General features: G+C 70.3%; 2 protein-coding genes. Both read right to left on the minus strand.

The window, feature by feature from the left end:
- The coding region (locus BN4346_RS47010) for an ATP-dependent DNA ligase (protein ID WP_456080974.1) at positions 1-316 on the minus strand (316 nt) is incomplete at its 3' end.
- Positions 317-507: 191 nt separating this feature from the next.
- Positions 508-2,295 (minus strand): fatty acyl-AMP ligase (locus BN4346_RS47015; RefSeq protein WP_067977109.1); only part of this gene is annotated, 1,788 nt, incomplete at its 5' end.

Genomic DNA, 2,295 nt, shown 5'->3' on the forward strand with positions numbered 1-2,295 from the left:
TCCGCTGGCTCAGCGAGTCCCAGTCCAGCCGGGTCCGCCCGCCGATCTGGCGCGGCACCACCACCTCGCCGTCGAGCACACAGCGCGGGGCCGTCTCGGCGCGCAGCGCCTCCAGTAGCTCCGGGAAGTACCGGCTCAGCGGTTTGCCGTTGCGGGACTGCAGCAGCACGTCGTCGCCGTCGCGAAACACCAACGCGCGGAAGCCATCCCATTTCGGTTCGTAGGACCAGCAACCCGCGTCCTCGGGAACCTTGGCGGCCGCCTTGGCGAGCATCGGATCGACCGGCGGCGCCACGGGCAGGTCCATGGTGTCCATGATGGCGGCTGTGGCCCCCTCTGTCACAGCAGCCCCGCCGGGGAGGGGAGGTGTCTGTTGCCCGCCTTTGAGCGACTGCCAGGTGCACCGGTGGATGGAATTGGGGGCCCAGTCCGAATCTGGCGACGTGACATGGGCGTGTCGCGTCGTGAGATTCCGTCTCGGCGCTGAGCGCCGGAGGGCAGCGAGGGCTATACCCCGGTTTCGGGGGGCTCCCAATACCGGCGCACCAGCATCCCGCCGAAGGCCCGGGCCAGACCGGCCTTCATCTGCTCCTTGTCGAGGCCGCCCTGGCCATTCGGCCGGGGCGCACGCCACTGCGCCACCGGCGTCAGTTCACCGGCGACGAATCTCTCCCGGCAGGCGGTCCGCCGGATCTTGCCGCTGGTCGTGGTGGGAATGCTCATCGGCTTGACCAGCAGTACGGTGTGCGCCTCGATCTTGTGGTGGGTGGCGATCGCGGCCCGGATCTTGTCGATGACCCCGTCGAGTTCGACCTCGTGATGGCGGTGCACCTCCTGCACCACCATCAACTGTTCGACGGCGTTGAACCTCGGTTGGACCGCGAAGACCGCGCCGCGGCCGGGCAAGAGCACCGGATCGCAGTCCTGGACGGTCATCTCGATGTCGCTGGGGTAATAGTGGGTGCCCTCGATGGTGATCAGGTCCTGGCACCGTCCGACGATGAACAGTTCGCCGTCGCGCAGGAATCCCCGGTCCCCGGTCCGCAGGAACGGGCCCCGCCCGGTGTCGGCCAGCACCGCCGCGAACGCCCGCTCCGTCTCCTCGGGCTGGCGCCAGTAGCCCTGCGCGACGCTGGGCCCGGCCACCCAGATCTCCCCCACTCCGTCGGCCGCGCAGCGCTGCCGGGTGTCCGGGTCGACGATAACGACGTCTTGGCCCCCGCCGGGACGACCGCAGCCCACCACCGTCGCGGCCCCGGCCTCGCCGGGTGCGGCCTCGACGACACGGTCCTCGCCCAGCGCGTCACGGTCGATGTGCCGCAGCACCGGCGTGGGTGCGTTCGATCCGCCGGTGACGGCCAGGGTGGCCTCGGCCAGCCCGTAGGCCGGGAGAAAGGCCTCCGGCCGGAATCCGGCCGGCGCGAATGTCTCGGCGAAGCTGCCCAGGGTGGCCGCATCCACCGGGTCACCACCGTTGACCGCGACCTTCCAGTTCGACAGATCCAGTCCGGCGCGCTCCTGCTCGCTACTGCGTTTGACGCACAGGTGGTAGCCCAGGTTGGGCGCCGCGCTGATCTCAGCACGGTAGCGGGACATGGCCTGCATCCACCGGATGGGACGCATGAAGAACGCGCTGCGGGACAGCAGCACCATGGTGCCCCCGATATACAGCGGAGCCAGCACACCTCCGACGAAGCCCAGGTCGTGAAAGTTCGGCAGCCAGGACACCCCAATGGTGGGGTCGTCAGCCGGTGAGCCGTCGAAGCCGAGCCGCCACGCCGCGCACATGCCCGCCAGGTTGTGCAGATAGTTGTGGTGGTTGAGCACCACACCCTTGGGGGACCCGGTGGAACCCGAGGTGTACTGCAGCACGGCAGGGATGTTCGCGTCCAGGGGCGGTAGCACCCAGCTGTCGGCGTCCGCCTCGGGCTCGTCGAGGGTCGCCCAGTGCAGCGGCCCGGGGGCCAGGGTGTCCACCTTGGCCCGCAACTTCGCCTGCCGGTCGGCGGTGGACAGCGCGAACTCCGCGCGCGCGTCCGGGATCACGGCCGCCGCCCGCTTCGTCGGCCACTGCTCGTCGACCGGAACCGCGACGGCGCCCGCGTAGAAGCACCCGAAGAACCCCGCGACGCTGTCCAGACCCGGGTGGCAGAACAGCAGCACCCGCTTGCCCGCGGCGCCCTGACGTTGCAGGCCGGCCGCGATCGCCCGGGCTCGGGCGTCCAGCTGCCGATAGGTCAGCCGGGCTTGTTCGGCGTCCCCGTCGGGGCAGTACCGACACGCAACCTGGTCGGC

Source organism: Mycolicibacter icosiumassiliensis, assembly GCF_900078685.2.
In the GTDB taxonomy this organism is placed as follows: domain Bacteria; phylum Actinomycetota; class Actinomycetes; order Mycobacteriales; family Mycobacteriaceae; genus Mycobacterium; species Mycobacterium icosiumassiliensis.